Annotated in this window: 20 protein-coding genes; 9 read left to right on the top strand and 11 right to left on the bottom strand. The window is 41.6% G+C overall.

The genetic code is table 11. The features are described 5' to 3' along the window. Positions 1–68 precede the first annotated feature (68 nt). Positions 69–449: a restriction endonuclease gene (locus DACSA_RS10710; RefSeq protein WP_015229775.1), complete on the top strand. Its 381-nt coding sequence runs from the start codon at positions 69–71 to the stop codon at positions 447–449. Between the two features lie 39 nt (positions 450–488). Here DACSA_RS10710 and DACSA_RS10705 read toward each other — a convergent pair whose 3' ends face one another. The 4 genes from DACSA_RS10705 to ubiE all read right to left on the bottom strand — a co-directional run bounded on the left by DACSA_RS10705 (position 489) and on the right by ubiE (position 3,964). Then, positions 489–1,058: a CBS domain-containing protein gene (locus DACSA_RS10705; RefSeq protein ID WP_015229774.1), complete on the bottom strand. Its 570-nt coding sequence runs from the start codon at positions 1,056–1,058 to the stop codon at positions 489–491. Between the two features lie 83 nt (positions 1,059–1,141). Then, positions 1,142–1,564, bottom strand: a complete 423-nt coding sequence (locus DACSA_RS10700) for an ATP-binding protein (RefSeq protein ID WP_015229773.1) — start codon at positions 1,562–1,564, stop codon at positions 1,142–1,144. A gap of 243 nt (positions 1,565–1,807) precedes the next feature. Further along, positions 1,808–3,199, bottom strand: a complete 1,392-nt coding sequence (gene rlmD, locus DACSA_RS10695; RefSeq protein ID WP_015229772.1) for a 23S rRNA (uracil(1939)-C(5))-methyltransferase RlmD — start codon at positions 3,197–3,199, stop codon at positions 1,808–1,810. Between the two features lie 51 nt (positions 3,200–3,250). Continuing rightward, a complete protein-coding gene (ubiE, locus tag DACSA_RS10690; protein ID WP_015229771.1) occupies positions 3,251–3,964 on the bottom strand; it encodes a bifunctional demethylmenaquinone methyltransferase/2-methoxy-6-polyprenyl-1,4-benzoquinol methylase UbiE in 714 nt (237 codons plus the stop codon). A gap of 59 nt (positions 3,965–4,023) precedes the next feature. On the opposite strand from ubiE, the gene DACSA_RS10685 reads away from it, so the two are divergent. Both DACSA_RS10685 and DACSA_RS10680 read left to right on the top strand, forming a co-directional pair. Next, positions 4,024–6,792, top strand: a complete 2,769-nt coding sequence (locus DACSA_RS10685) for a UPF0182 family membrane protein (RefSeq protein WP_015229770.1) — start codon at positions 4,024–4,026, stop codon at positions 6,790–6,792. Continuing rightward, positions 6,785–7,363 (top strand): Uma2 family endonuclease, encoded by a 579-nt coding sequence (locus tag DACSA_RS10680; protein WP_015229769.1) that lies wholly within the window; start codon positions 6,785–6,787, stop codon positions 7,361–7,363. The genes DACSA_RS10685 and DACSA_RS10680 overlap by 8 nt, the downstream gene beginning before the upstream one ends. 204 nt (positions 7,364–7,567) lie before the next feature. Here the strand turns inward: DACSA_RS10680 and ltrA are convergent, their stop codons facing one another. Both ltrA and DACSA_RS22565 read right to left on the bottom strand, forming a co-directional pair. Further along, positions 7,568–9,496 carry a group II intron reverse transcriptase/maturase gene (gene ltrA, locus DACSA_RS10675; RefSeq protein WP_015229768.1) on the bottom strand — a complete coding sequence of 643 codons (1,929 nt, stop codon included), beginning with the start codon at positions 9,494–9,496 and terminating at the stop codon, positions 7,568–7,570. Between the two features lie 617 nt (positions 9,497–10,113). Continuing rightward, positions 10,114–10,236: a hypothetical protein gene (locus DACSA_RS22565; protein ID WP_269544594.1), complete on the bottom strand. Its 123-nt coding sequence runs from the start codon at positions 10,234–10,236 to the stop codon at positions 10,114–10,116. Between the two features lie 77 nt (positions 10,237–10,313). Between DACSA_RS22565 and DACSA_RS10670 the strand changes: the two genes are divergently transcribed. Both DACSA_RS10670 and argB read left to right on the top strand, forming a co-directional pair. After that, positions 10,314–10,886, top strand: coding sequence for a Uma2 family endonuclease (locus tag DACSA_RS10670; RefSeq protein WP_015229767.1), 573 nt, complete (start codon positions 10,314–10,316; stop codon positions 10,884–10,886). Between the two features lie 86 nt (positions 10,887–10,972). After that, entirely contained in the window at positions 10,973–11,851 is an 879-nt protein-coding gene (gene argB / locus DACSA_RS10665) for an acetylglutamate kinase (RefSeq protein ID WP_015229766.1), read from the top strand. A 106-nt stretch (positions 11,852–11,957) separates the two neighbouring features. On the opposite strand, the gene moeB is transcribed toward argB, so the two are convergent. From moeB to hisH, 4 genes are all read right to left on the bottom strand, one after another. Then, on the bottom strand, positions 11,958–13,118 hold the full coding sequence (gene moeB / locus DACSA_RS10660) for a molybdopterin-synthase adenylyltransferase MoeB (protein WP_015229765.1): 1,161 nt from the start codon (positions 13,116–13,118) through the stop codon (positions 11,958–11,960). 104 nt (positions 13,119–13,222) lie between these two features. After that, positions 13,223–13,675 (bottom strand): Mov34/MPN/PAD-1 family protein, encoded by a 453-nt coding sequence (locus tag DACSA_RS10655; protein WP_015229764.1) that lies wholly within the window; start codon positions 13,673–13,675, stop codon positions 13,223–13,225. Then, positions 13,672–13,833 (bottom strand): hypothetical protein, encoded by a 162-nt coding sequence (locus DACSA_RS21505; RefSeq protein ID WP_198007552.1) that lies wholly within the window; start codon positions 13,831–13,833, stop codon positions 13,672–13,674. Before DACSA_RS21505 ends, DACSA_RS10655 begins: the two co-directional genes overlap by 4 nt. A gap of 146 nt (positions 13,834–13,979) precedes the next feature. Beyond that, a complete protein-coding gene (gene hisH, locus DACSA_RS10650) occupies positions 13,980–14,600 on the bottom strand; it encodes an imidazole glycerol phosphate synthase subunit HisH (RefSeq protein WP_015229763.1) in 621 nt (206 codons plus the stop codon). A gap of 269 nt (positions 14,601–14,869) precedes the next feature. Here hisH and DACSA_RS10645 point away from each other — a divergent pair, with 269 nt between their 5' ends. The 4 genes from DACSA_RS10645 (at position 14,870) to DACSA_RS10630 (ending at position 19,679) form a co-directional block, all read left to right on the top strand. Continuing rightward, entirely contained in the window at positions 14,870–16,009 is a 1,140-nt protein-coding gene (locus tag DACSA_RS10645; protein ID WP_015229762.1) for an anhydro-N-acetylmuramic acid kinase, read from the top strand. A 68-nt stretch (positions 16,010–16,077) separates the two neighbouring features. Next, positions 16,078–16,437: an NAD(P)H-quinone oxidoreductase subunit M gene (gene ndhM / locus DACSA_RS10640; protein WP_015229761.1), complete on the top strand. Its 360-nt coding sequence runs from the start codon at positions 16,078–16,080 to the stop codon at positions 16,435–16,437. Positions 16,438–16,507: 70 nt separating this feature from the next. Beyond that, positions 16,508–18,331, top strand: a complete 1,824-nt coding sequence (locus DACSA_RS10635) for a PP2C family protein-serine/threonine phosphatase (RefSeq protein ID WP_015229760.1) — start codon at positions 16,508–16,510, stop codon at positions 18,329–18,331. Between the two features lie 256 nt (positions 18,332–18,587). Beyond that, complete coding sequence (locus DACSA_RS10630; RefSeq protein ID WP_015229759.1) at positions 18,588–19,679, top strand: NAD(P)H-dependent flavin oxidoreductase; 1,092 nt, start codon at positions 18,588–18,590, stop codon at positions 19,677–19,679. A gap of 51 nt (positions 19,680–19,730) precedes the next feature. On the opposite strand, the gene DACSA_RS10625 is transcribed toward DACSA_RS10630, so the two are convergent. After that, positions 19,731–20,804, bottom strand: coding sequence for a hypothetical protein (locus DACSA_RS10625; RefSeq protein WP_015229758.1), 1,074 nt, complete (start codon positions 20,802–20,804; stop codon positions 19,731–19,733). Positions 20,805–20,840: the final 36 nt, after the last annotated feature.

Below are 20,840 nucleotides of genomic sequence, written 5' to 3'. Positions count from 1 at the left end.
GTAGTAAGGCAAAAGGCAAGAGGCAAGAGGCAAAAGGGTTGGTTGATCGGTAAGATTTCAAGGTTTTGATGCAGGGTCAGGATGGGGGAATTGATGGTAGGATTCCAATTCTGAGCAATCAAGGTAACTTAAATCAGCTTGAAGCAGAAGCAGGTTTCAATATTAAAATTGAGAAAAAGCAGTTTTCTCGACTTGAATTGAATGGTTTTGTTGGAGATTTACAAGGGGAAAACCTTCACACTGGAATTATTGTTACTGCTTCTGGATTAGCACCAGATGCTAAAGCCGAAGTTAAGAGACATAATGCCAACAATATGGAGTTATGTCACCTTCTTCTAGAAGACTTATTAAGTGGGGAAATTTCCTGTAATCAGATTCAGCTTCTTGTAGATGATTGGGAGTCCAATCTCAAAGCAAGCCTCAGAAGATACTACCAAAATAATAAGTGAAAGATTTAGAATCAACTAAAATCTATTTTTTACCACATCTTATTCCTGATATCGGTAAGAATTAAATTTCTCCGCTTTTTGGTGGGCGGCTTCTGCTTGTAACTCTTCCACCACATCCCAAGCGACTGCACATTCTGCGGAAGTTCTTCCGTTTACTTCACATTCTTGACGTGCTTTTGCGATCGCCTTTTGAATTTCTTCTTCTAATATTTTCTCCTTGGGTTTTTCTACAAAATCACTCTTTCTTAAAATGTCAGACGTAGAAATTAATCCTAATAATTCCCCTTGAATGACAGGCGCATGATGAACATTCACTTGACTAAATAACCGCGCCACATATTCTACCCCTAAATCTGGATTCACGACGACACAAGGCTTAGTCATTACCTCATACACTCTCATTTCTTCGGGGTCTTTACCATAGGCGGCGACTTGTTTGACAATATCAGTTTCGGTGATAATACCATAAGCATCCCCATCACGGCGACGGTCAACAATTAAACAGCGAATATTCCTTTCTTTCATTAAATTTACGGCAGATGCGATCGTTGCTGACCCTTTAATTTTGACCACATCTTGAGTCATAATATCTTTAGCTGTCATCATCATTCTACAATTCCTCCTCAACACTCATTATTCCGTTGCTAACTATATCATTTTTTCGGCTTTTCTCTGATTAATTAACGTAAAATTTAATTACGATTTTTGGTTAATTTCAACTGCGTTCCTTCTTCATTCCAATCGACTTGATCAAAAATTTGATATAACAGACATAAGCCACGACCCGTTTCTGAATCTTCTTCTGGGAGTAAACTATAGGGGTCTTCTTCGCAACAACATTTAGGTGCAAAACCAGCCCCTTTATCCGTAATTAACCATGTGCATTGATTTGCCATAATTGCATATTGGACAATTACTGTTTTGCCTGGATCAAGTTGATTTCCGTGTTTGGCTGCGTTGACTAAAGCCTCTTGTAATCCCAATCGAATTTCTACTTGCCAATCTGGGGGAACTTTTGCGACCAACAGGTCTAAAATGGGGTGAATATAAAGGGTTGAGGCAAAACTCACTGTTCCCCAATTGCATTTTGTAGGACGGGGTGATAAAGCAATCACACTATTGACCTCGCTTTTTTAGGATTATTAATCGGAAAGAATATTTAGATGCAATTCATTTTTATTTCCAGTTTCAAGTTATGACTAAAACTGGAAATTTTCGGCGTGACTAATTAGCTTTAGTTTCTTGACTTAGGACGAATCAGAAACATTAACCATCTGCTTTAATTTGGATTTGATGTTATTTGTTCTTGATGGTTTCCAGCTTCATTGTATCAGAAATTTTAAAAGGGTAAAACCCCCCTATTCTTTGGGTAGATTTCCCCGTTGTAAAAATACGGCACACTCGACATGGGAGGTTTGCGGGAAAAAGTCGGCGGGTTGGATGAGGGTGATTTCATAGCCAGCGGCGACTAATTTTTCCAAGTCACGGGCGAGGGTAGCAGGGCGACAACTGAGGTAAATGATGCGAGGGGGGGCAATTGCGGTTAAGGTGTCTAAAACGGCGCGATCGCAGCCTTTCCGAGGGGGATCAAGAAAGACTAAATCAGGAATAATTTCCAGTTGTGGAAGAATGGTCTCTACTTTTCCGACATGAAATGTTACATTTTCGATCTGATTGTGTTCTGCGTTGCGTTTTCCTTGCTCGATCGCGCTGGCTTGTGATTCAATCCCAATCACGGTTTTTGCTTGACGCGCCAAGGGGAGGGTAAATGTCCCCACGCCACAATAAGCATCAACAATGGTTTCGCTTCCTGTGAGGGTGAGTTTGTCTAAAATCAGATCACATAATGCTTCGGCGGTTTCTGTATTGACTTGAAAAAAGGTATCTGGACGTAAAAAGAAGGATAAACCCGCAAATTCTTCTTCTAACTCCCCTTTTCCCGCGATACAGTCGGTTTCTTTCCCAAAAATGATGTTGTTCCGTTGAGGATTTTTGTTCAGACAAACGCCTACTAAGTCTGAAAACTGTTCTAACCATGTTTTAGCTTGGGTTTCCAATCCTTCTAAATTGCCATCGGTACTAATCAAGGTTAATAAAATTTGTCCCGTTTTACGTCCAATTCTCAGGGCTAAATGACGCAATTTCCCAGTTTGTCTCGTCTCGTTATAAATTCCCCAACCTTGAGTTTCAATATCTTGCTTAATTTGCGCCAAAAAGGGGTCTAAGCGAGAATCTTGCACTGGACATTGATTTAAGTTTACTAATTTATGTGATCCTTTTCGATAATATCCCGCTTGCACCTTTCCTTCCGCCGATCGTTGGAGGGGATAAGTGACTTTATTACGGTAGTTTAGCCCAGTTGTACGGTTTAAAATGGGGGCAACTGGGGGATGATTTAAACCGCCAATGCGTTCTAAAGCATCAATGATAATTTGTGTTTTTGCCTGGTGTTGATAAGTGAGGTCGATATGTTGCCACTGACAACCGCCACATTTATCAGCAACGATACACTGGGGACGAATCCGATGGGGAGAGGGAGTCAATAGTTTCTGTAGTTGACCATAGGCGTATTGTGGTTTCACCCGTACTAAACGGACTAACACTCGATCGCCCGTCACTGTATCTGGAACGAAGACGACACGCCCTTCCCAGCGTCCGACACCATCGGCGCGATCGGATAAATCGTCAATTTCAATTTCAATTAAACTTCCTTGTTGCCATTGTGGCGGTTTCGTTTCCGTAACTGACATGATGGTTAATTTCAGGCTCGATCGAGCAATTCCCAGATTCCTCCATCTATTTTAACTGTAAACTTTTTTCATCACTAAAACCCCCATCAACTCAAAAGCGATCGGGTAATGTTTAACTTCTGTAAAGCCTACCGCTTGCGCCAACTGTATCTGTTCTTTCCCTTGCGGAAAACGCTCTAAACTGGGATTAATATAAGCATAATCTTCTTTTAGTCCCAAATTTTCGGCGGTGGAAACCACTAAATTGTCTAAATACCATTGCTGAAACTGTCCGATAAGGGGCTGATAAGGACGGTGAAAGTCAAGAAACGAGGCGATCGCCCCAGGTTTTAAAACGCGATAAACTTCCTTTAAACAAGCAGAAATATCTGTTACGTTACGCAACCCATAACCCATCGTCGCACAATCAAATCTGTTATCCGCAAAAGGAAGATTTAACGCATCTGCTTCCACCCATTCTATAGGATAGACCTGACCTTGTTTTTGATGGCGCTGACGGGCGATTTCTAGCTGCTGAGGAGAAAAATCAGCCCCGATTACCTTTCCCTTTTTCCCGATCGATTTCGCGAGAATAAAAGCTAAATCTCCACTCCCACAACATAAATCTAAGGCGGTGTCTTCGAGTTGCGGTTGCGCCCATTTTACCGCCATCCGCTTCCAGATGCGATGTTGTCCGAAACTGAGGGTATCATTAAGCTGATCGTAAACGGGTGCGATGCGATCGAAAATCGCTTGAATATCCGATGAACTGGGAGAAAAGGTCATAAACAGAATTAATGTAAATCAATCTCTTAAGATAGGGATCGTAGCTGACTGGTAAAACTATGGTATCCCACCGATCGAGCAAACAACCGAACTGGCGCTGGCTAATCCCTCCCATTGTCATCCTCATTCTACTTTTAATTTTCTCAGGAACACTGGTGCATTTAACCACAGAATCTTGGTGGTTTAGTGCGATCGGATTTCGTGATGTTTTCTGGACGCTTCTCACCTGGCGTGGCATAACATGGGTAGGAAGTTTTATTATTTTTGGTCTTTTCTTGTGGCTGAATTATTGGTTTGCGATGCGAGTCACTCGCTACTCTACCATCCGCTTTTTAGAACAAAGTGATCTCTCCTTTTACGCCGATCGCGCTCCCAAATATATTGCACCGATTATAATCTTTTTCATGTCACTCTCGGCGGCTGGGGCAAGTGTTACCGCTTGGGATACGTTACTTAAATTCTTCAACGCCACAGAATTTAACCTCAATGATCCCATTTATAACCGAGACATTGGGTTTTATATGTTCCAACTTCCCTTTTATGAGGGATTACAGGATTGGTTATTCGCTTTGTTAATCACAGGATTTTTTGTTGCGGCTGCGATTTATCTCTTAAAAGGAACAATCAACCTCGATCGAGGATGGCAATATATTATTTATGGAGAAGCAAAAGCACACCTCTGTTTACTTCTAGCGGGATTATCTTTTTTAGTCGCGTTTCAGTTTTGGCTACAACGCTACGATCTCCTATACTCTGGGGAGGGGGTAGTTTCTGGTGCTGGATTTACCGATACTCACGCTCGTTTGGTAGCGTTAACCGCAATGGGATTTATGGCGTTAGCTTTAGCGGTGATTTTTATTGCTTCGGCGGGACAAAATACCCTAATCCTACCTCTAACAGGAATCGGTTTATATCTGGTAATTTATCTTCTGCTTTATCAAGCATATCCAGGGTTTCAACAACGGTTTCAGGTTGAACCCAACGAACTTGCCAAGGAAAAACCTTACATTGAACATAACATTCAACTGACACGAGATGCTTATAACCTAAGTACAGTGGAAAGAGATGATTATCCTGCCCAAGGACGGCTCGATCGCGCTAAATTAAACGATAATGAAGGGACAATTCGCAACGTGCGTCTGTGGGATTATCGTCCGCTTTTAACCACCTACGGACAACTGCAAGAAATCCGCCCCTATTATAGCTTTCGTGATGTGGATGTCGATCGCTACACCATTAATGATGTCTATCGTCAGGTGATGTTATCACCACGAGAATTGTCTCGCGCCCCTCAAAATCGTTGGGTAACGCAACGGCTAAAATATACTCATGGTTACGGATTAGTAATGAGCCCAGTCAATAAAGTAACTGATCAGGGCTTACCCGAATTATTTGTTAAAGACATTCCTCCTGAATCTAGCGTTGATATAGAAGTCGAACAACCGCGCATTTATTACGGAGAAGAAACCAACAATTACATCTTTACAGGAATGGTTGAAGATGAGTTTGACTATCCATTAGGAGAAGATAACGCCAGTAACCGTTATCAGGGAAAAGGAGGCGTTGATCTCGGTTCATTTTGGCATAAATTATTATACGCCTATGATTTAGGAAGTTTTAAAGTTCTGATTTCCAGTCAATTTCAACCCGAATCACGGATTCATTATTATCGTAATATTCGCCAACGAATTAATCACGTCGCGCCTTTTTTACGCCTAGATGCTGATCCTTACATTACTATTGTTAATGGTCGCATGAAATGGATTGTAGAAGGCTACACCGTTAGCGATTATTATCCCTATTCTGAACCCGCTTCTAACATTAACAATGCCAGCGCAATTTTACGAAGTGGACAAAGTACACAACTTCTCACGGGTGGTTTTAATTATGTTCGTAATTCAGTTAAAGTTGTTGTCGATGCTTATGATGGTACATTACAGTTTGTGATTACGGATGAATCTGATCCTTTAATTCAAACGTATCAAAAAATCTTTCCAGACTTGTTTACATCAATGCTTGATGTTTCTCCTGAATTAAAATCCCATTTTCGCTATCCGTTAGACTTATTCAAAATTCAAAGCCAGATGTATTTGGATTATCACATGAGTAATCCAGAAGTGTTTTACAATCAGGAAGATTTATGGCAGTATGCAACGGAAACTTATGAAGGAAATACGCAATTAGTTGAACCGTATTACACAATCATGCGTCTTCCTGATGAAGAAAGAGTGGAATTTGTGCTGATTTTACCCTTTACACCAGTTAATAAAGATAATATGATCGCTTGGATGGCGGCGCGATCGGACGGCGGAAATTATGGTAGATTATTGTTATATGAATTTCCGAAACAAGAGTTAATTTATGGTCCGAGTCAAATTGAGGCAAGAATTAATCAAACCCCAGAAATTTCGCAACAATTAAGTCTGTGGGATCAGCAAGGTTCACGAGTAATTCGAGGAAATTTATTAGTAATTCCCATTGAGCAATCATTACTGTATGTTGAACCGATTTATTTACGTTCCGAACAAGGAGAATTACCACAATTAAAGCGAGTTGTTGTCGCACATGGGGATAATTTAGTAATGCGTCCAAATTTACAATCAGCAATCGCCGCCATTTTTGGAGAGGAAACAGCGCCACCCGCTTTGTCTGAAGAAAAACCGACTACAGAGACAACAATTCCTAATGAATTAGCACAACGGGCGCTAAATCTTTATCGAGACGCACAACAAGCAGCGCAAGCTGGAAATTGGGGAGAGTATGGAGATAAAATTAAGGAATTACAGGGGATTTTAGAGCAATTAAATCAGGAGGAAAATGATGATTAGTCAAACGGTAGAAGAAAAGAAATATACTCGCCAAGAATATTTCGATTTTGAAGTTAATTCTCAAGAAAAGCATGAGTATATTGATGGCGAAGTTAGAAAAATGGCAAGTGAAACACCTAATCATAACCTTATTATTGGCAATGCTTTTTTTGCTTTAAAATTCGCATTGAAAACTAAGAATTATGATATATTCGTTAGCGACCAACGACTCTGGATTCCTGAAAAAAATATTTATACTTATCCAGATATAATGATTATACAGGGAGAATTACAGTTTCAAGAAGGACGGAAAGATACGCTAATGAATCCTTGTTTGATTGGAGAAGTTTTATCCAATTCCACTCAAGGTTATGATAAGGATGAGAAGTTCCAGGCATATCGTAGTATTCCTTCTTTTCAGGAATATGTTTTAATTGATCAGTATTCGCCACAGATTGAACATTATCGCAAAACCGATCGTCATCAATGGTTGTTTACAGAGTATCAGGGGTTAGATTCTATTCTAACGTTGGCGATCGATGGGATGACAATTCCTCTTGCTGATATTTACGACAAAGTAAGGTTTGATTAATGTCTTTCCCTTAATTACTTATAATTGGTGTTGGGTTTCGTTACCTTCACCCAACCTACGTTTTTGTCTTTTAGAATTGATTGATGTTGGGTTTCGTTACCTTCACCCAACCTACTTTTAGGTTACCTAAGCCAGAAGGTCACCCTCCTGACTCGGCTTCAGAACGGTACGTGAGACTTTCACCTCATACCGCTCCTCTCCAAACTACGCTGTATTAACAGCACTTCCCTGTCTAGTTTCCGATTTACGACTCTTATTTGTTTTCTTTTGGGCTTTCTTTTGCCCCTTATTATTCATTTGTCGTTGTCGGTCTTCAGCAGTTTTCTGGTGGTGACAATGGCGATGGAGTAACTGTACGTTCTTGTCCTCATCTTTACCCCCTTCGACTTTGGGGATTATGTGGTCAACTTCTTGGACATCTCCATCTTTGAAATAAAGCCCACAACGAGCGCATTTGCCTTTTTGACGTTCCATCAGTTTGGCAACTCGTTTTGTTACGCCAGGGTATGCACCCCGACGTTTACTCCAATACCGCCAATCTCCATCGAAAGGAGACTTTGTACCCTTAACCTTTGTATGTCTTTCAATTGGTGTCCATGCGTGCTTGCGTAATTCATGCTTGCCCGCAACAGGAGAATTTGGTACGTCAGAAGGAGTCGAAAAGACCCATTTGTCTTCCCTGTCTCCTCCATCTAACTTTTTCTCCTTAGTCAAATGAAAGTATCTTTCTTTACACCATTTGCGGGTTTTGTTAGAATGACGGCTTTTTATCCAGCGACGTAATTTGTTATAGATCATTTTGTCCATATGGGAAAATATCCCTTTTGAACAGACTGTCTTATGATAGTTGCACCAACCTCTAATTATCGGGTTAAGTTTATCAATGATTACCTCTTGGGATTTACCTTTCATTGAATCTAAAATACCAACAATCTTTTCATAATGGGTTTTGATACTCTTGTCGCTAGGTTTAATTATTGTTTTGAACCCAAGTAAATTGCCATTTTGACTTTTTCCGGAATGTCTCTTCCCGACTTTATATTGTCGGACGTTCCATCCTAGAAAGTCAAACCCTGCTCTAGTTTCATTCGTATCATGTAAGGTGTGGCAAGTTCTCGTTTTGCTCTCACTTAGTTCTAAGCCTAAGCCATGTAACCATTGTTCAATCAGCATTTTAGCTTCTTGGATGATGGATTTATCCTTGTGAAGTACGACGAAATCGTCTGCATACCTGATTACGGATATCGAGTGTCGTTTTTGTTTTTTACCTCTCGATTTTCCATTCATATCTTTGTATCCTTTCCAGGTTTCAGCCCATTGTTTTATATACTTTTCAAGTCCATGCAGGGCGATGTTTGCCAATAGAGGACTTATCACCCCTCCTTGTGGTGTTCCCTCATTTGTTGGAAACCAATCGCCTCTATCCAATACCCCCGATTTCAGCCAAGCTCGAATCTGTCGAGCTATAGTCGAGGTTGTATTCAGTTTTCGTAAGAGAACATTGTGGTCTATACGGTCGAAACATTTAGATATGTCGGCATCCAACACCCATTTAGACTGTTGGTTTATAGCTACATAGATTGCTTGTCCCGCATCATGGCAAGAGCGTCCCGGTCTGAATCCGTACGAATTAGGCTCAAATTTTGCTTCCCATTCTGGTTCTAAAGCCAGCTTGAGAAGTGCCTGCCTTGCACGGTCTTCCATTACTGGAATACCCAAGCCACGTTTTTCTTTGCGACCTGGTTTCGGAATCCAGACCCGTCTTAAGGATTTACCTTTTCCTGTAAGGGTTAGGTTTTCAGCAAGGTTCAACCGTTGTTTAGGACTTAGGCTTTTTATACCGTCTATCCCTGCGGTGTTTTTACCCTGGTTATCCTGCGAGATGCGCCTTACCGCTAGGAGTTTGGCACACCGAGACTTATACAATAATTTTTGGAGTTTGTGAACTTTAGCCACGTCCCCACTTAGAGAAGCTCGATAAATCCGTTTTTGGAGCTTAAACACCCGCAGTTCCACCTCTCGCCAGTCTATCTGACTCCACTCTGTCTCTGCCATGAGATTAAACCCAAAACCTAACCAGAGCATTAAGAAGGTTTTTGTCCGAGCATCACATCTATACTTCAATGAGTTCATAACTTTACTCTACTTCACTTATTATCTTCGTAATCTAAAGTGGATACGTTTGCATATCCTTCCTGTTAGAGAAGGCATTTGCTTCTTATCCAATCCTTCCCTCGCTCTACCCGACAAATGAGTCAGAAATTGCGTCCCGACAGACTACTTGAGGTATCGACCTTCCCCAAGAGTATAGACGAGGGTTACTTCGTTCCTGATTTCCATTGATTGAGACCTTAGCCTCCTACTTCTCCACCGAGTAAACTTTGAGGTGTGATATAAACAAACTAAAATTTATATCCTTTACTTTGGACTTATTTCGCCCCCTGCGAACAGCCTTTACGCAGGTTCCTCCTAACGATGGTTCAAACATAGGTTCGTTGACTAGGCATAGTCTCTTGCTAGAGATTTACCAGTTTAGGCTTCCAGCAGTGACCCCATTTAACCCTGCTTTATCCTCAAGTAGTCAACTCTATAGATAAGGGTTACGCTGTCCTCTCACACCCTGAGAGGGATGGACTTGAATTAACGGGTTATACCCTACCTGTTTCTTAGCTATTGCTCCACAGGTTCTCACCAACATGGAAATCAAGTTGTCAAGGTCTGTACCCCGAAGGGTTTAACCAAGCTCTGGCTTATACTCCGTAGTTCGAGAGAACTACAGCGTTTTCACCAGAAACGAATCGCACTAATTGATTGATGTTGGGTTTTGTCACCTTCATCCAACCGACATCTTGTTGGGTTTCGCTTCGCTTCACCCAACCTACTTTTAGAATTGATTGATGTTGGGTTTCGTTACCTTCACCCAACCTACAGCTAGGTAAAATGAAAAATTATGTTACTTGAAAAACGTTTGTTTAATGTCAAGGAATACCATCAAATGGCAGAAGCTGGGATTCTCACCGATCGCGATCGAGTAGAATTAATTACAGGAGAGATTATTCCCATGTCCCCGATTGGTTTCCGTCATGTTGCTACTGTTAAACGTCTCAATGATGTATTGGGAAATCGCTTAAAAGATCAGGTGATACTGGGAATCCAAGACCCGATCGCCCTAGATGAGCAATCCGAACCACAGCCCGATGTTGTTTTGTTGCACCCTCGTTCCGATTATTATGCAACCAGACATCCTCAACCGCATGAGATTTATTTACTGATTGAAGTGGCAGAAAGCAGTATTAACTATGACCGATCGGTTAAAATTCCTTTATATGCTCGTGCTGGGATCAGGGAAGTCTGGTTAATTGATCTCAACGAAAACTGTTTGGAAGTGTATCGAAACCCCCTGCGCGATCGATTTTCTTATATTCAGATTCTACAGTCGAATTTAAACCTATCCAGTCTTGCTTTCCCAGAAATTAACTTTTCTGTTGCGACACTCCTCGGAAGCGAAACTCAACCCCAATAGTGTATTTCGACCAAAATCATGGCAGAGAAAGGTTAGGATAATAATTCTGGAATCGTTAAAATATCCTGAATCAATAATTGTGTCAGATGTCTAGTGAGTACGAGAAAATCAAACAAGAAGAAGCCAACCGCGTCCGCATATTAAGTGAAGCACTCCCCTATATTCAACGTTTTGCAGGGCGTACTGTCGTCATTAAATACGGCGGTGCGGCGATGAAGGAAAGAGCCTTAAAAGAACAAGTAATTCGTGATGTAGTGTTCCTCTCCTGTGTGGGAATGCGCCCCGTTGTGGTTCATGGTGGCGGACCGGAAATTAACAGTTGGTTGGGGAAATTAGGAATTGAACCCCAGTTTAAAAACGGTTTACGGGTGACGGATGCGGATACGATGGATGTGGTAGAAATGGTGTTAGTGGGACGGGTGAATAAAGAAATTGTCGCCCTGATTAATCAAGCGGGAGGAAGCGCGATCGGGATTTGTGGGCGAGATGGTAATATCATCTCAGCACGTCCTCGTAGCGAAGAAGGAATTGGTTTTGTCGGTGAAGTCAGCACCATCAACCCGCAACTGATTGAATCTTTAATCAATGCTGGTCATGTTCCCGTTATTTCTACCGTCGCCTCAGATGAAACAGGACAAGCCTATAATATCAATGCTGACACAGTAGCAGGAGCGATCGCAGCCGCCTTAAACGCAGAAAAACTAATCCTTCTTACCGACACCCCTGGCTTACTTCAAGATTACACCGATCCTTCGACTCTCATCACCCATCTCGACATCGGAAAAGCACGACAACTGATCACAGATGGTATTGTCGCAGGGGGAATGATTCCAAAAGTTAAATGTTGTGTCCGTTCTTTAGCGCAAGGAGTCCGCGCCGCTCATATCATTGATGGACGTATCCCCCATTCTATCCTTTTAGAGATTTTTAGTGATGAAGGTATTGGCTCAATGATTGTAGCCTGATCCCCCCTAACCCCCCTTAACTAAGGGGGGAAAGAAAAGTAGAAAAGTAGGTTGGGTGAAGCCAAGCGCAACCCAACACCAATCTCAGGGGGGAAAGAAAAGTAGGTTAATATTCTGGAACAGAGGAATCAATTTCTTGACTCCAAGCACGAATCCCGCCTTTGAGGTTAGTTCCCTCCACTCCTGCTTTTTTGAGAATCCGTAACGCTTTCGTCGATCGCCCGCCCATTTTACAATGAGCAATTAAACGATGACCATTCATCAATTCCTTAACTTTCTCTACCCCATCTCCTTCTTCAATATCAGGAAGCGGAATTAGGGTTGCGCCTGGAATTTTAGCAATTTCGTATTCATTGGGATTACGAACATCAATTAAAACGTAATCATCGGCTTTTTGTTCCATTAACTGCTTCAAATCTTGAACCGTCATTTCTGGAACTTCGGTTTCTTCTGCTTGCATTTGGGGAATCCCACAGAATTGTTCGTAGTCAATGAGTTCTTTAATTTCGGGACGTTCTGGGTTAGGACGTAACTTTAATTCTCGGAAACTCATGGTTTGAGCGTTATACAGCAATAAACGCCCACTGAGGGTGGTATCCATCCCTAAAATGACTTTAATCGCTTCTGTGGCTTGAATTGAACCAATAACACCACATAACACCCCTAAAACGCCGCCTTCCGCGCAAGAGGGAACCATGCCAGGTGGGGGAGGTTCTGGGAAGACATCCCGATAGTTGGGACCCTCTTGGTAGTTAAAGACGCTGGCTTGTCCTTCAAAACGGAAGATTGACCCATAAACGTTCGGTTTACCCAGTAACACACAAGCATCATTGACGAGGTAACGAGTGGGAAAGTTATCTGTTCCATCCACAACCACATCATAAGGTTTAAGAATATCTAGGGCGTTTTCGGAGGTGATGCGAGTGTTATAGAGGTCAACTTGACAGAAGGGGTTAATGTCGAGAATGCGCCGTTTTGCGGATTGGAGTTTTGGTTGACCGACTCCTGATGTCCCGTGAATAATTTGGCGTTGGAGGTTGGATTTATCAACAATATCAAAATCGACAATTCCAATGCGTCCGACTCCAGCCGCTGCTAAGTACAATAAAAGCGGAGAACCGAGTCCCCCTGTTCCAATACAAACGACGCTGGCTGCTTTGAGGCGTTTTTGTCCTTCTAATCCCACTTCGGGAAGGATGATGTGACGAGAATAACGTTCGTATTCTTCTTTCGTGAGTTCGATTTCTTCTAGGTTTGGATTGAGCATAGTTGTCTCACACCTGACGTGAGGATGATAATGTGTTGATTGGCTTATCTACTATTTTGCTACAGTTGGCAGTGTGGTCTTTATAGGATAAGTGTTTCTGTCCCTCATTGCAAACCTTCTGTTACGATTACTTCTTCTTCAAACTGTTGTTGATCGTTTAATTTCCAACTGCGACAAGCAACGACAGTTTTTGCTTTCACAGACATTATTATATAGGAGTAGGTTTCCCACGCGATCGCGCGGTCAAATTCGGAAGGGATGGCGACCTGATCGGGATGGGAATGATAGATTCCCGCAATGGTTAAGTTCTCTTCACGGGCGTATTTTTGCGCTTCTAGCAAGGTTTCCGGGGCGATGGTAAATCGATCGCGCTTACTCCCTGTATTGGTTTCTAAGGGATTCTCTCCACTCTCCCAAACGTTTTCAGTTTCCCAAATTTTAACTACGGTGGTTTCTTGATCTGAGTATCCGAATAAAATGCCACAACACTCTTCTGGATAGGTGTTTTCTCCGTGACGATACATTTGTTGTCGCTGTTTTTGAGTTAGTTTAATCACAATAATCGGTCATTGAGCGATGTTGGGTTTCTTTTACAGTGACCAGTGATCAGTGACCAGTGATCAGTGATCAGTGACCAGTGACCAGTGATCAGTGACCAGTGATCAGTGACCAGTGAACAAATAACAAATAACAAATAACAAATAACAAATAACAAATAACGAATAACGAATAACGATCTTCACCGACCAATGGACTTTTTCAGCAAACCCTACTTACTAATTAAGTTTGAGAACTACTGGTAACTGGTAACTGCTTAACTGGTCACTGATTGATGTTGGGTTTCATTTCATTTCACCCAACCTACGGAGTGAGATGGACGAAGTTAGATAAAATTTGCAGTCCGATGTGAGAAGACTTTTCGGGATGGAATTGTACCGCCATTATATTATCTTGAGCGATCGCGCTGGTGACTTGTTGCTGACCATGAGTTACCATGGCGGCGTTAACCGTCGCATCGATCGGATCGACGTAATAAGAGTGAACAAAATAAACCATGGGATTTTCGGGTAAATTACGCCACAGGGGATGATCGGGTTGAGTCAATTCTAAATGATTCCAACCCATGTGAGGAATTGTTAAATTGGGTTCGGGTTGAAATAAACGCACAGTTCCAAGGATGATCCCTAAGCCAGTTTCGTTTCCTTCTTCGGAATCATTAAATAATACCTGTAGTCCTAAACAAATGCCTAAAAAAGGCTTTCCTTGCTCGATCGATCGTTTAATGGGTTCAATTAGCCCTCTTTCTCGTAAATGCTTAATCGCTGGATCAAACGCACCATCTCCTGGAATCACCACCGCATCTGCGTCTAGAATCACCTGTGGAGAATCGGTAATCGTTACGCTTCCTCCCACTTTTTGCAACCCTTTCTCTGCTGAGTGTAGGTTTCCCATATCATAATCAATCAGCGCAATTTTTCCCATCTTTGTTAAACCCTTTCCAGTTGGGAGAACACAAACCCGATCGAATTGTATCAAAATCTGGTTTCACCCCCAATTCTGGGAAAACTTCCATCAGTTACAGAATTTACGCGCTTGCCCCCTAAATCCCCCAATTCTGGGGGACTTTATGAATTAATTCCCCCCAAACTTGGGGGGCTAGGGGGGCAGAATTTATTTAACTGCGTAAGTCCTAAGTTATTGTTTTACATCAGATGTAAAATCACTATAGATCATGGCATCGAGAACGAATAATGAAAGTAATCGGTTTAATTAGTGGAACATCTGTTGATGGGGTTGATGTCGCTTTAGTGGAAATTACAGGAACAAAGCAAGAGGTAGCCGTAGAATTATTGGCGGGAGAAACCTATCCTTATCCTGAACAATTACGACAGGAAATTTTAAGGGTTTGCGGGGGGAAAAGCGTGACGATCGAGCAGTTTTGTTACCTAGACGACGCGATCGCGCGTTTTTTTACCGAATGCGCCCAAAAGCTAGAAAAAACGACCAATACCACTGCTGATCTCATTGCATCTCATGGTCAAACTGTCTTCCATCGTCCCCCGAAAAAGACTCTCGGTTACAGCGTACAATGGGGAAGAGGAGCAATGATCGCTCATATCAGCCAACGTCCGACGGTTAGCGATTTTCGCGCCGCCGATATCGCTCAAAATGGACAAGGAGCGCCATTAGTTTGTAAAGTGGATGCGTGTTTACTCTCCCATCCCACTCTCACCACTTGTGTCCAAAATATCGGCGGGATTAGTAATGTAACTTATCTCCCTCCTCGACAAGAAGAGAACTGGGAAACGAAAGTCTGTGGTTGGGATAATGGTCCAGGTAACAGCTTATTAGATTTAGCTGTCCAACGGTTGAGTCAGGGGGAAAAACGATATGATGAGGGGGGAAAATGGGCAGCACAAGGAACACCACAGCGAGAAATTGTCCAACAATGGCTAGAAGATGACTTTTTCCAACAATCTCCCCCCAAATCCACAGGACGAGAATTATTCGGAGAGACTTACTTAAATGATGCTTGGGAAACCGCTCAAGCGCACGATCTCACCGAGGCGGATTTTATCGCGAGTTTAACCGAATTGACTGTCGCTTCGATCGCCCAAGATTATCATAAATTTCTCCCTCGTCTTCCCGATCGTATCTTGTTATGTGGTGGAGGGAGTCAAAACCAATATCTATGTCAACAACTGCAAAAATATTTCCCACAAATCGAACTCAAAACCACCGATGAGGTAGGATTAGATAATAACTTTAAAGAAGCGATCGCGTTTGCTGTGTTAGGGTATTGGCGCTACTATGATCACTTTCCAGGTAATTTACCGCAAGTGACAGGAGCAAAACAACCGATCGAACTAGGAGTCATTGATTTACCCTAGAAAGATAGAGATCAGCAAACGGCAAAAAACTGTTAAATTAACCAAAAACCACTGCTTGAAAACTGATTATGTTATTCAAATCAACCACTCGTCACGTCCGTATTTTTACCGCCGAAATTCAAGATAACGAGTTAGTAGAAAGTAATAATGTCCTCACTCTCGACATTGATCCCGACAATGAGTTTAACTGGACAGAAGAAACTCTAAACCAAGTTTATCGAAAGTTTGATGAACTGGTAGAATCTCATAGTGGAGAGGAGTTAACTGAGTATAATTTAAAGCGCATTGGCTCTGATCTCGAACACTTTATTCGTCATCTTCTCGTAAGTGGGGAAATTAGTTATAACTTAAATAGTCGCGTCCTCAATTACAGTATGGGAGTTCCGAAAGTGGAAAGTCCAGAGTCAGAGGAAAAATATAAGAATTAGTTTCGTAACATCCGATTTATGACTGAGTTTTCCCGTCCAGTTTTTCTCGCCGTTTTGGAAAGTGTAATTGATGGACGAAACACAAATTAACCTTCATTGTTCGCGGAAGGATTGTCAAACAGCGAACCCCATGACGAGAGAGTTTTGCGGTCAATGTCAAGCTCCCCTGATTAAGCGGTATCTTTGGGTAGTGGGAGATTCTCTCGACTCGAAACTGATTAATCAGTTACTTGCTAATCGCTATTTTGTGGTTAGCAAAAACTTAGTTGTGGAGACAAAACCAGCAACTCCTCCCGACTTTCCAGAAACAATTCCCTACTGGTTAAAACCGTACTTAAAACTGAGTCCTTATCGTCTTCATATTCCTAAAGTCTATGGCTCGATCGCGCTTGATCAAGGTATCATTTGGTTATTGGAATATGAAAACTTTTCCTCCACTGTACAGGCGAAATTAGCACAAGGAGAGTTTTTACCTCCTCTCAGCGCGGTGTGGAAAAAGGCGACAGGAACTCGTCAAATCAACTGGTTATTGCAAATCAGCCAATTATGGCAGCCTTTACAGAGTCAAAAGGTCGCACAAACCTTGATTACACCTGAATTGTTGCGGGTTAATGGTTCAATTATTCAGTTACAAGAACTACACTCCAATCAAGACAGCGTTCTGCTTAAAGATTTGGGGAAACTGTGGTCAAGTTGGATAGAAGATTCTGAACCCAATATTCAGTCTTTTTTACAAGAGGTTTGTCAAAATCTCATTGAGGGAAACTTAGAAAGTAGTGAGGGGTTAACTCGTTTTTTGGATGAAGGATTAACCGAGATCGCTCGATCGCGTTCCCGATCGTATCAAGTGGCGACTGTTACTGATTCTGGTCCGATTCGATCGCACAACGAAGATGCTTATTATCAACAAGAAGAGAGTCAAACCTCAGGATTAAATCAACAAGCATTGGCGATCGTTTGTGATGGTGTGGGGGGACATCAGGGAGGAGAAATCGCATCAAAACTCGCCATTGATCACCTGCGTCAAAATTTGAAAACGATTCAAGAAAACGCCTCCAACCCTCGTCTTTTCACCCATAAAATTGAAAAAGCAGTCAGTGAAGTGAACGACGTAATTTGTGAACAAAACGATCAAGAAAAACGTCGCGCCCAAGAACGCATGGGAACAACCTTAGTCATGGCGTTAGCACACAACCATGAAATGTATATTACCCATGTGGGAGACTCTCGCGTTTATTGGATCACTGTTAACGGTTGTTATCAAGTGACCTTAGATGACGATCTCGCCTCCCGTCAAACCCGTCTTGGTCATTTATTTTATCGAGAAGCGTTACAACAACCCTCAGCAGGGGCGTTAGTTCAGGCTTTGGGGATGAGTTCCTCCAAACTGCTGCATCCCAACACCCAACGCTTAGTAATTGAAGAAGATTGTGTGTTTTTATTATGTTCTGATGGCTTGAGTGACAATGGCTTAGTGGAACAATACTGGGAACAAGAAATATTACCAATTTTAGAAGCGCAGAAAGATGTTAATATCGTCGCGCAACGGTTGGTTAGTTTAGCGAATACACTCAACGGACACGATAACGTTACTGTTTCCTTGATGAAGTGTTCTATTTCCACTGCTGAGGAAAAAAATCTCACAGTTACGTTTAAGGAACAAACAGAAATCCAACCCGAACCAGAAACCGTTTTAGTTCCAGAACAACTTGACAAGCCGAAAACAAGCAAGCGCGGTGGGTTAGGTTTACTGATCCTAATTTTAGTGTTACTCATCAGTGGAGTCAGTTTCAGTTATTGGTATTTTCCGCAAGTGCGACAAGGATTGAATCAGTTTCGGGAAAACTTGAAACAGAAACCAATGCGCGATCCCTCTGAGTTACCCTCCCCGTAATAATTCGTGATTCTGCATCAGTGACAAATTCTGTTGGGTTTCGTTTCCTCCACCCATTGCAGTGACCAGTGACCAGTGACCAGTGACCAGTAATCAGTGAGCAGTGAACAAATAACAAATAACAAATAACGAATAACGAATAACGAATAACGAATAACGAATATTGGTGTTGGGTTTCGTTTCCTCCACCCAACCTACCTTTTTGTACTATAATTAAAATAATAACTAATTAGTTATAAAGTATATTAAAGAAATAATGATGACAACAACTCTCCCTAAACTTCACATTGGCAATTATGTTGCTCCCTATCCCATTATTCAAGGAGGAATGGGAATCAGAATCTCTGGCGCTAGTTTAGCCAGTGCGGTAGCAAATACTGGGGGAATCGGGATTATTTCTGCGGTAGCGTTAGGTTTTGCGTCCCCCTATTTTGATCCCAAGCAACGAGGAAAAAGAGATATTTTTGAAGCGAATCGGTTAGCGTTGATCGATGAATTGAAAAAAGCCCGCGATCTCAGTCCTAATGGTATCATCGGAATTAACTCCATGGTTGCAGGACAAGATCATGAAACACTAACACGGACTGCCACTGAAAATGGGGCAAACTTGATTATTGCGGGAGCAGGTTTACCGCTAAATTTACCCAAATATACTCGTGATTATCCTGATGTGGCGTTAATTCCTGTTATTTCTAGCACTCGCGCCGCTAAAGTGATTTGTCGAAAATGGGAAAAACAATATGGGAGACTTCCAGACGGGTTTGTGGTGGAAAATCCCAATTCTGCGGGAGGTCATTTAGGAGCAAAAAAAGAGGAATTAGGACAAGCTAATTTAGATAGTGACAAGGTGATTCCAGAATTAGTGGCTTATCTACGAGAAGAGTTAGAGGTGGAAATTCCTGTCATTGCTGCTGGGGGAATTTGGGATCGTTCAGATATCGATCGAGCTTTGAGTTTAGGAGCGAGTGGAGTCCAAATGGGAACGCGATTCATTACAACGAATGAATGTGATGCTCATATCAAATACAAAGAATTTCATCGTGATGCCAAGCCAGAAGATGTGGTGATTGTCCCTTCTCCAGTGGGGCTACCTGGACGAGCTTTAAAAAATTCCTTTGCCGAGAAAGCAATCAATCATGTTAGTGATCTAGATAAACGATGTTTTGGAAGTTGTTTACAAGTCTGTAGCTGTCGAGATCGTGCTGAAAATTATTGTATCGCTCGTGCTTTAGATCGAGCGGCGAGAGGTGACATTGAAAATGGTTTAATTTTTGCTGGTAGTAATGCGGGACGTGCTAATCAGATTACCTCTGTTGCTGAATTGATGAAAGAATTAGTTAGTAACTAATTTGATCTTGTCGTTCCCCCAAACTTGGGGGTTAGGGGGCTAAACTCGATATTAGAATCGGTTGGAAGGGATAATTAAGGTTTTAGCTTTCTCTAGAAAATTGTTTTCATTGGCAATATAAATGTTATGTAAATTGGTTAATTCTTCTGTGAGTTGATCAGAGATTCCTAAAATCACTAATAGGGAACATTCTTTGGGAATTGATAACACCGTTCGCATTTTGGAGTATTTGGTAACGTGGTTTTGGTAATCTCCTGTTTTACATTCAATCCAGAAGGGACTTTCTTGAATTAAAAACAAGATATCTAACTCAAAATCTTCTCCATCTTGGAGGATAATCTGTGGATTTAAGATGCTTTTATAGGGCTGTTCATGTTCTTTTAATAACTGACATAAACTTAAGTAAATAAAACGCTCAAACCATCCTCCTGTAATAAAATTAATCACGATTCCTGTTCTTTGAGGAGACGCATATAACATTTTCTTTTTTCGATCGTATTGATAGGAGGTTAAAAACGCATAATCACTCATCCGATTACAAAATTGTGTGGTACAAGTAATTTCTTGTTTACTACGAGAATTTAAATTGAGAGCTAAGTTTTCCCCTTTCGAGAAACTTCGTTTCAGTTGCTTATAAAAATAACGTAACTCTGAATGTTTATTCCCTAAATAACTGGCAAGTTTGTTAAAGACTTCTTCGTTTTCATCAGATTTATGATAGTTTTGAACTTTAATTCCTTGCTGAGTTAACCAAGTGATGACCTCCTGATCTTCTGAGATTTGGTGAATTTGATTGACTGCTGTTTGTGGTGAGGAGGAAGCAGTGACAACTGAAGAATGACCGTTTAAGTCTTGAGAGAGTTGTTGGAGGTGATTTTGAAAAATTGTGACTTGTTCTCGCAGTATAATTAATCGTTTTTCAGGAGAAAGATTAGAGGAGTTTATACCAGAGTCTTCGTTTTCTTCTGATTTTAGATGCTGGGAATAAGCCCCAATAATTGAGCCAGTTGTACTCCCAATTAAAACGGCAATTTTACCGCGATTTGGCAGTAAAACGGCTGCTAAAATACCGAAACTGAGGGTGAGAGTGGGTAAGATAAGAAAGTTAGTAAACTTTGATTTCATTATCTGTGATCAGGAAGGAAAATTTTAAGGGGTAAA

Origin of the sequence: Dactylococcopsis salina PCC 8305 (assembly GCF_000317615.1) — a bacterium.
GTDB classification, from domain to species: domain Bacteria; phylum Cyanobacteriota; class Cyanobacteriia; order Cyanobacteriales; family Rubidibacteraceae; genus Halothece; species Halothece salina.
This window is presented reverse-complemented; position numbering and strand designations above follow the sequence as displayed.

Excerpts from the sequence above, each read along its gene's own strand:
- DACSA_RS10710 (WP_015229775.1), top strand. The coding sequence starts at position 69 with ATGCAGGGTCAGGATGGGGGAATTGATGGTAGGATTCCAATTCTGAGC.
- DACSA_RS10705 (WP_015229774.1), bottom strand. The coding sequence starts at position 1,058 with ATGATGATGACAGCTAAAGATATTATGACTCAAGATGTGGTCAAAATT.
- rlmD (WP_015229772.1), bottom strand. The coding sequence starts at position 3,199 with ATGTCAGTTACGGAAACGAAACCGCCACAATGGCAACAAGGAAGTTTA.
- ubiE (WP_015229771.1), bottom strand. The coding sequence starts at position 3,964 with ATGACCTTTTCTCCCAGTTCATCGGATATTCAAGCGATTTTCGATCGC.
- DACSA_RS10685 (WP_015229770.1), top strand. The coding sequence starts at position 4,024 with ATGGTATCCCACCGATCGAGCAAACAACCGAACTGGCGCTGGCTAATC.
- DACSA_RS10680 (WP_015229769.1), top strand. The coding sequence starts at position 6,785 with ATGATTAGTCAAACGGTAGAAGAAAAGAAATATACTCGCCAAGAATAT.
- ltrA (WP_015229768.1), bottom strand. The coding sequence starts at position 9,496 with ATGAACTCATTGAAGTATAGATGTGATGCTCGGACAAAAACCTTCTTA.
- DACSA_RS10670 (WP_015229767.1), top strand. The coding sequence starts at position 10,314 with ATGTTACTTGAAAAACGTTTGTTTAATGTCAAGGAATACCATCAAATG.
- argB (WP_015229766.1), top strand. The coding sequence starts at position 10,973 with ATGTCTAGTGAGTACGAGAAAATCAAACAAGAAGAAGCCAACCGCGTC.
- moeB (WP_015229765.1), bottom strand. The coding sequence starts at position 13,118 with ATGCTCAATCCAAACCTAGAAGAAATCGAACTCACGAAAGAAGAATAC.
- hisH (WP_015229763.1), bottom strand. The coding sequence starts at position 14,600 with ATGGGAAAAATTGCGCTGATTGATTATGATATGGGAAACCTACACTCA.
- DACSA_RS10645 (WP_015229762.1), top strand. The coding sequence starts at position 14,870 with ATGAAAGTAATCGGTTTAATTAGTGGAACATCTGTTGATGGGGTTGAT.
- ndhM (WP_015229761.1), top strand. The coding sequence starts at position 16,078 with ATGTTATTCAAATCAACCACTCGTCACGTCCGTATTTTTACCGCCGAA.
- DACSA_RS10635 (WP_015229760.1), top strand. The coding sequence starts at position 16,508 with ATGGACGAAACACAAATTAACCTTCATTGTTCGCGGAAGGATTGTCAA.
- DACSA_RS10630 (WP_015229759.1), top strand. The coding sequence starts at position 18,588 with ATGATGACAACAACTCTCCCTAAACTTCACATTGGCAATTATGTTGCT.
- DACSA_RS10625 (WP_015229758.1), bottom strand. The coding sequence starts at position 20,804 with ATGAAATCAAAGTTTACTAACTTTCTTATCTTACCCACTCTCACCCTC.